General features: G+C 41.2%; 5 protein-coding genes and 1 CRISPR repeat array. Of the genes, 4 read left to right on the plus strand and 1 reads right to left on the minus strand.

What is annotated here, in order from left to right:
- The coding region (locus tag D1136_RS09485) for an ABC-F family ATP-binding cassette domain-containing protein (protein WP_161877403.1) at window positions 1–1,243 on the minus strand (1,243 nt) is incomplete at its 3' end.
- Window positions 1,244–1,417: 174 nt separating this feature from the next.
- On the opposite strand from D1136_RS09485, the gene D1136_RS09490 reads away from it, so the two are divergent.
- The 4 genes from D1136_RS09490 to cas2 all read left to right on the plus strand — a co-directional run bounded on the left by D1136_RS09490 (window position 1,418) and on the right by cas2 (window position 8,032).
- Complete coding sequence (locus tag D1136_RS09490) at window positions 1,418–2,104, plus strand: ion transporter (RefSeq protein WP_161877404.1); 687 nt, start codon at window positions 1,418–1,420, stop codon at window positions 2,102–2,104.
- A 201-nt stretch (window positions 2,105–2,305) separates the two neighbouring features.
- Entirely contained in the window at window positions 2,306–6,781 is a 4,476-nt protein-coding gene (gene cas9 / locus D1136_RS09495) for a type II CRISPR RNA-guided endonuclease Cas9 (protein ID WP_161877405.1), read from the plus strand.
- Window positions 6,782–6,790: 9 nt separating this feature from the next.
- Entirely contained in the window at window positions 6,791–7,675 is an 885-nt protein-coding gene (gene cas1 / locus D1136_RS09500; protein ID WP_161877406.1) for a type II CRISPR-associated endonuclease Cas1, read from the plus strand.
- 18 nt (window positions 7,676–7,693) lie between these two features.
- The gene (cas2, locus tag D1136_RS09505) at window positions 7,694–8,032 is read left to right on the plus strand and encodes a CRISPR-associated endonuclease Cas2 (RefSeq protein WP_161877407.1); all 339 of its coding nucleotides are present in this window, start codon (window positions 7,694–7,696) and stop codon (window positions 8,030–8,032) included.
- 129 nt (window positions 8,033–8,161) lie between these two features.
- Window positions 8,162–8,461: direct repeats of the CRISPR family, unit length 36 nt; unit sequence GCTGTGATTTGATGTAATTTCTTAATAAGATATAAC.
- The last annotated feature ends 41 nt before the right edge of the window (window positions 8,462–8,502 follow it).

An 8,502-nucleotide genomic window follows, 5' to 3' on the forward strand; every position in this document is an offset into this window, starting at 1 on the left:
TTTCACTCGTATCCGCCGAATACTGACCCAGCCAATCTATCAATTTCATATCGGTATCAAAAAAGGCAGAATTATCCAATGGCAAATAAGCTTTAGTAATTGTTACTCCCCAGGTATAATCTCCCGTATCCGGTTTTTCATTTCCCGTAATAATCTCCAACAAAGCAGTCATTGCTCTCGGATCCCGGGAAAGAAAAACAATTTTATCATCTTTCTCTACAGAAAATTCTACATCCTTAAATAAACATTGACCATCTATACTTTTACTTAAATTCCGAACCTCCAGAATCTTATTCCCCACCTCACGCTCCGGTGTAAAAATAATCCCCGGATATTTACGGGTAGAAGGCATAATCTCCTCTATATTCAGTTTCTCCAGCATCTTCTTACGACTGGTCGTTTGTTTGGATTTTGCCACATTGGCACTGAACCGGGCAATAAATTCCTGTAACTCTTTCCGTTTCTCCTCCGCCTTCTTATTCTTAGCCTGAGTCTGCCGTAAAGCCAACTGACTGGATTCATACCAGAAGCTATAATTCCCGGCAAACAGGGTGATTTTACCATAATCTATATCCACTGAATGAGTACAGACAGCGTCCAGGAAATGACGGTCGTGAGAAACAACCAATACCGTATTCTCATAATTGGCCAAATAATTTTCCAGCCACATCACCGTATCCAGGTCCAAATCATTAGTCGGCTCATCCAATAACAGATTATCCGGCTTTCCGAACAATGCCTGAGCCAGCAAAACCCTCACTTTCTGTTTTCCGCTCAAATCCTTCATCAAGGCATAATGCAAATCCTCCGGAATCCCTAATCCACTCAGCAGATTGGCAGCATCGCTCTCTGCACTCCAACCATCCATAGCAGCAAACTTTTCTTCCAGTTCAGCAGCCCGGATGCCATCCGCATCTGAGAAATCCTCTTTCATGTAAATGGCATTCTTCTCCTGCATCACCTTCCACAAATTCATATGACCTTGCAAAACAGTATCCAATACACCACACTCATCGTAAGCGAAGTGATTCTGCTGCAATACCGACAAACGCTCTCCAGGGCCAAACATCACAGTCCCCCGCGTCGGTTCCAGTTCTCCGCTCAATATTCTTAAGAAAGTCGATTTCCCTGCTCCGTTAGCACCTATCACCCCATAGCAATTCCCAGGAGTAAATTTTAAATTAACATCCTGAAACAGGGTCCTTTTCCCAAACTGAATCTCTAAATCTGAAACTGTAATCATCTCTATTTTTATTTTTCTCTGATAATCAATTTATTCCCCCTAAAACGGAGTGGCAAAGATAGCTCTTATTTCTCGGTTTAGCAACTTCTTATTTTGTAAATAATAAGGATTTAGCATGAAACAAAATGACATCCCGACCGTAAACCCCAAATCGTAATCGTAAACTTATAAAATATGGAACAAAACAATCACCCTCTGGTAAAATTCCTGAACATTCTGGTTCTTCTCAGTAGTATTGCTATTCTGGTCGTTATCTCGATAGAACTCCTGTCTTCTTCCGCTATCCTGTCAGAACGTTTCATCCTGAATTTTCATTTGGTGGTCTGTTCTTTCTTCCTGGCAGATTTTCTCGTCCGCTGGTTTTACAGCCATAACAAATGGCACTTCCTGGGCCGGAATATATTTCTGCTCTTAGTAGCAATTCCCTATCTCAATATTGCATATGCCACTTCTGCACACCTCTCCCACACCGCCTGGGTCCTGTTACGGTTAATCCCGATAGCCCGGGGTATTTATGGTGTTTCCATGATTGTCAGTTGGATGACCCACAGTAAAATGACTAATCTTTTTACCACCTATCTGGTGATTCTCTTCACCACCATTTATTTCTGCAGCATCATGTTTTACTTTGTGGAACACGGACCGAATCCCATGGTTAAAAATTACTGGGACGCTTTCAACTGGTCACTCATGAATGTCACCACAGTCGGTTCCAACATCTTCGGCGTTACAAAGCTCGGTCAATCCTTAGCTGTCACACTCGCCGCTGCCGGAATGATTTTTTTCCCCATTTTTACTGCCTATGTGACAACCCTGTTTCAAAACAAACGGAAAGGAATAGAAAATAATCCTCCCCTGTAAACATACGCCTGCACACTTCCATGACAAATAAAAAACTCCCACCGAAGCGGGAGTATAGGATTACATCCTTCGGCATATAGCCTTGCTGTGATAAGATGTAAATAATTGATTTGTTTAATCAACGGAGTAAAGATATACAATTATTTGTATATGTAAAACATTTTACATAAATTTAACGATTGTATTTTTACTCTTAATATCATGGAAACAACTTTAGGCATTGATTTAGGTACCAATAGTATAGGAATAGCCCTCACAGACCAGAAACAAGCCCGGATTCTGTACAGCGGCATACGCATTTTTCCGGAAGGCATCACCAAAGACACCATCGGACAAGGAGAAAAAGAAGAATCCCGGAATGCCACACGCCGCATGAAAAGACAAATGCGGCGGCAATATTTCCGGAAAAGACTGCGGAAAATCAAACTTTTAGAAATACTCGTTGCCTGTAATATGTGCCCTTTACAACCGGAAGACATCCGGCGTTGGAAAAACTGGGACAAACACCTAAAATCTACCGCCCGGCAATTCCCTGACTCACCGGCATTCCGAGAATGGCTGAAACTGAATCCTTATGAATTACGGAAAAAAGGCGTTACGGAAAATATCAGCCGGCAAGAATTAGGACGCATCTTGTATCATTTTATACAAAGAAGAGGATTCCTGAGTAGCCGGAAAGGTAAAGAAGACGGAAAAATATTTACAGGCAAAGACCAAATGACCGGTATTGATGAAACCCGGAAAAATTTACAAAACCGGACACTGGGAACATATCTCTATGAAATTGCCCCTAAAAAAGGAGAAAAATACCGTTTCCGCACAGAAAGGGTAAGAGCACGGTATACCTTACGGGATATGTACGTCCGCGAATTTGAGACGCTTTGGAACCGTCAGGCCGCCCACTTAGAACTTGACAACAAACAAATGCCGCAAAAACGCCATATATACTTAAAAGGTACTTCCACAAACAACCGCAATCGTAAAATAATCACTCACCTACAACAAAAATATGGTACGGAAAATATAAGCATTGAAAATTCCCGCATCACCGTATCCTATTTACTTCCGCTGAAAGAATTACTGGGAGGTAAAATCGAACAACAGGACGGGAACTTGAAATTTAAATGCAATGAAAGTGTGCTGTTCTGGCAGCGCTCTCTCCGCACACAAAAATCCTTACTTTCAAAATGTGTTTTTGAAGGACGGCGTTTTTATGATTCCATTCACCGGAAATGGATTACCGCCGGACCTACGCCAGCACCCCTGTCCCATCCCGAATTTGAGGAATTCCGGGCTTATCAGTTTATCAATAATATCACTTACGGAAAAGGAGAACACCTGAATGCCACCCAAAGAGAAGACCTTTTTAAACTCATGTGTTCCGAAAGCAAGGAATTCAACTTTGACAAAATACCCAAGCATTTAAAACTATACGAAAAATTCAATTTCGACAAACAGACCAAAGTACCGGCCTGCACCACAATCAGCCAATTGCAAAAACTGTTTCCGCCAGAAACATGGCAACAACACCGGGAGGAAATCTGGCACTGTTTCTATTTTTATGATGACAATGAACTGCTTTTTCAAAAACTGAAAAAAGATTACAACCTGCAACTCAATGAAAGCGAAAAATTAAAGAAAATACGGCTTGCTGAAGGTTACGGACACGTATCTCTCAAAGCAATACGGCGGATTAATCCCTATCTGCAGAAAGGGTATGCTTTCAGTACTGCAGTACTTTTAGGAGGTATCCGGAATGCTTTCGGAAAGCGTTTCGAATATTTCAAAGAATCTGAAACCGAAATAGAACAGGCTGTCTGCCGGATTTTGAAAGAAAGGAACACAGAAGGAGGAACAATCCTGAAAATCAAAGACTATCTGACAAAAAATCAATACGGCTTTACTGAACATGACCGGGCGTTTCAAAAACTGTATCACCACAGTCAACCTGTCAATGCCAAAACATTACAAGAAAAATTACCAGCAACAGAAAACCTACGAAATCCCATCGTACAACAAGCATTGAATGAGTTACGACGGACTGTCAATAAATTATTGTCCGACTGCCGCCAAAAATACGGACCTGAATTTCAATTCGACCACATTCACGTGGAAATGGGCAGAGACCTTCGAAGTTCCAAAACTGAGCGGGAAAAGCAAACCCGCTTCATCCGGGAAAATGAAAAGAAAAATGAGGCTGCCCGCCAGAAACTACGGGAATTCGGTCTTCAACCCAATCGGGAAAACATACAAAAATATTTGTTATACAAGGAAATAGAAGACAAGGCAGGCATCGTCATTTGTCCGTACACCGGGAAAACCATCAAAATTTCTGATGCATTAGGGAGTGACGGATGTGTACAAATTGAACACATTATACCCTACAGCATATCCCTGGATGACAGTTTCGCCAATAAAACGTTATGTGAGGCTACTTTCAACAGGGAAAAAGGAGAACGGACACCTTATGAATTTTATGAAAAAAATCCCTCTTCCTCTCTATGGGGAGACGTCCATTGCTGGGAAGACGTCGAAGAACGGGCGTTTCATCTGCTTCCTTACCCCAAAGCCCAACGTTTCATCCGACGGAAAAATCCCGATACAAATGAATTCATCCGCCGTCAGTTGAATGACACCCGTTATATGGGAAAAAAAGCCGTCGAATACTTAAGTAGCATTTGCAAAGACGTGAAAGCATTTCCCGGACAATTAACAGCTGAACTCCGGCATTTATGGGGTCTGAACAATATACTGCAATCCGTTCCCGACATTACATTTGCAACCCCCGTACCTGTCGGAATGCGAAAAAATTATTACTTAATCACAAACGAACAGTACCAGGTTACTCAGATCCTTCCCCAAGAAGCAGACCGGCCTCAGACAGAAAATAATGAAGTTTTCATTACCGGTACAGTCAAACACAACAGTTTTAAATATCGGGGAATGCAAGACTATCCGACAGAAAGAAATGATGGGAAATACGGGGCCCGGCTGAAATTATCCGCCCCTGTCGCCTGGCATCCTCTGTTTGCCCAAAAACCAAATTCCTCGGAAGAACAGCTTGTATTAAAAGGAAAAATCGACAAAGGCATATTTGTCTGTGACTACCTGAAACAAAAAATAAAAACAAATTTACCCGACGGCAGCTATTGGGTAAGTCTTCCGGTCCGGAACCGTTCTTTCCAGGACAGTGAATCTGTTAACCGCCCCAAATTAACTCCACAGCAAGTACAGCTCTACGGCACCATCCATGAGGGAAGATTCCATTGTGACACCTACCAATGCCAAACTACAGGAGGTGACGGTAAATTCTGGTGTATACTGGATGTCGATACCGAACAGCCTGAATTTACCAGAATCAAAAACGAATTCCCCGCACTGGAAGAAAGACAGATTATTCTTACCGGCAGCATAGACGAAAAAGGCATCTTTTGTGCAGATGATGACTTAAATTATAAAGTATCAACCACTCTTTCCAAAGGGAAATATTACGGAATCTTTCCCTGGGAATCCCAACAGCCGGAGTTAAGCGAAATAGAATTTACAGCCCCAAAAATCAACAAAGACGAAAAGCTGATTGAAGGACAAATCTGGGTGGATGAGCACACTGGAGAAATCAAGTTTGATCCAAAGAAAAACAGAGAGGACCAGCGTCACCATGCCATTGATGCCATTGTTATCGCCTTATCCTCTCAAAGCCTGTTCCAACGGTTAAGCACTTTCAATGCCCAACGGGAAAACAAAAAACGGGGAATCAACTCCACAGAACACTTTCCGCTACCCTGGTCCGGGTTCATCGGAGATGTAAGTCAAAGTGTGAAAAACATCCTGGTATCCTATAAACAAAACCTCCGTACGCGGTGTAAAATCAGTAAAACCCTCATCAAAGACGGACGGCAAATCCATAGTGTGGGCAATGCAGTCCGGGGACAACTCCACAAAGACAGCATATACGGACAGCGACTTGCTCCCGGAAATACGGAAAAGACCTACCATATCCGAAAAGATATCCGGGACCTCAAAACCAAAAAACACATCGAAAAAGTAGTTGATCCCACCATCCGGCAAATGCTCCTGACGCATTTACAAGAAAATTGTCACATCAATACAAACCAGGACAATATTCCTTCTGATGCTTTCTTTAAAGACGACAAATACCGGATTTTCCTCCCCAACAAATACGGAGAACCTGTACCCGTTAAAAAAGTCCGGATAAAAGAAAAAATGGAAAATGCAGAGCAACTGAAAAATAACGTCAATCAATTTGTCAACCCACGAAACAATCACCATGTCATGTTGTACATCGACAGAGAGGACAATCTGAAAGAAGAAATCGTATCTTTCTGGACAGTCATCGAAAGACAAAACCAACACCAGCCTGTTTTCCAACTTCCGGCCGACGGCAAAGCACCAGTATGCACCTTGCAAATCAACGACACTTTTATTATCGGACTAAAAGACGAAGAACTGGAAGTATACCGGAATGACCGTTCCACCCTAAGCAAATACCTCTACCGGGTGCAAAAATTATCCAGAATGGATTACACTTTCCGGCATCATCTGGCTTCTACAATCACAAACAAGAAAGAAGAAATTCGCATTGGAAGTCTTGAAGCCTGGAAACAAGCAAATCCGGTTAAAGTATACATTGATGAAATCGGTAACCTCACTTTTTAAAATTGCGGTATGTTAAAAAGGACTCTGTTTTTTACCACTCCCAGCCGTCTCTCCACGAAAGACAAGCAATTGGTTATCGAATCAAAAGAAGACGGCGCCATACACAAAGTACCGATTGAAGACATCGGCTATACCGTTTTTGAAAATCAACAAATCAGCTTCAGTATTCCGCTGATTCAGGAGTTGATGGCCAATAATGTAGCTGTCATATTCTGTGATGCCGGTCACATGCCCAACTCCATGTTACTGAATCTGGATGGCCACCATCTGCAGAATGAATTGTTCCGCTTTCAGATAGATGCTTCAGAACCTCTCAAAAAGAATCTCTGGAAACAAACTATCGAAGCAAAAATACGGAACCAGGCTGCTTTACTCCACAAATTAGGGAAAAACGGGAATTTATTAAAACCTTTTTACAGTAACGTTAAAAGTGGTGACCCGGACAATCGGGAGGGAGTGGCAGCCCGGATATACTGGGCAGAAATGTACGGTCCGGATTTCACCCGGGACCGTTACGGTTCCTGGCCTAACAATTTATTGAACTATGCCTACATAGTCTTACGGGCTGCCGTAGCCCGGGCACTCACGGGTTCCGGACTTCTGCCGACTTTTGGATTATTTCATCACAATCGTTACAATGCCTTCTGTCTGGCAGACGATATAATGGAACCTTATCGTCCTTTTGCCGATGAAATGATATTTACTCTCTTTCAGGAAGGTGATCAGGAACTAACAACAGAAGTAAAAACCAAAATTTTAAAAATATTAGCCAATGACATCTATTTTGAAAACACCACCCGCCCATTAATGGTCGGATTGTCACAGACAACAGCTTCCTTAGCCCGATGTTTTACCGGTGAGCAAAAGAAAATGGTTTATCCGCAACTAAAATAAACATCAATATCCTGACCAATGTCGGACAATCGCTTAAATGCTTATCGGATTATGTGGTTATTTGTTTTTTTCGATTTGCCGGTAACAACGAAATCGGAACGCCATACTGCTACCCATTTTCGAAAATTTCTGGAAAAAGATGGTTTTACAATGATGCAGTTTTCTGTTTACATCCGTCATTGTGCCAGCAAAGAAAGTGCAGAAGTACACACTTCCCGTATCCGAAACAATATCCCGGACAAAGGACAGGTAAGTATTTTATCGGTAACTGATAAACAATATGGAGAAATCCTTAATTATTGGGGAAGTCAGTCAAAATCTTTAGGAGAAACACCTAAACAATTGGAACTTTTTTAATATTTTTGTTCTTTGAAATGTTGAAATAAAAAAATACCATCAAATTAACTTCCTTAGAATAACAAACCTCATTTTTTCTGGCTTGAATAAAAGGTAAAGTTTTGAATTATATGATTTTAATGACCTAAGGCTGTGATTTGATGTAATTTCTTAATAAGATATAACTTTATCTCATGAGGATTTTTCCCTATTTATGCTGTGATTTGATGTAATTTCTTAATAAGATATAACTGAACATGATAAATGCACATCAAAATTCCAGCTGTGATTTGATGTAATTTCTTAATAAGATATAACCGTCAAGTTCGGAACTATCAGTTATATTTTGCTGTGATTTGATGTAATTTCTTAATAAGATATAACTTCGAGAGAAAAATCTGGAATAGTCTGAACGCTGTGATTTGATGTAATTTCTTAATAAGATATAACCGTCAAGTTCGGAACTATCAGTTATATTTTGCTGTGATTTG

It is taken from the genome of Odoribacter sp. Z80 (assembly GCF_009935865.1).
Classification (GTDB): domain Bacteria; phylum Bacteroidota; class Bacteroidia; order Bacteroidales; family Marinifilaceae; genus Odoribacter.

Excerpts from the sequence above, each read along its gene's own strand:
- cas2 (WP_161877407.1), top strand. The coding sequence starts at position 7,694 with ATGTCGGACAATCGCTTAAATGCTTATCGGATTATGTGGTTATTTGTT.
- cas9 (WP_161877405.1), top strand. The coding sequence starts at position 2,306 with ATGGAAACAACTTTAGGCATTGATTTAGGTACCAATAGTATAGGAATA.
- cas1 (WP_161877406.1), top strand. The coding sequence starts at position 6,791 with ATGTTAAAAAGGACTCTGTTTTTTACCACTCCCAGCCGTCTCTCCACG.
- D1136_RS09490 (WP_161877404.1), top strand. The coding sequence starts at position 1,418 with ATGGAACAAAACAATCACCCTCTGGTAAAATTCCTGAACATTCTGGTT.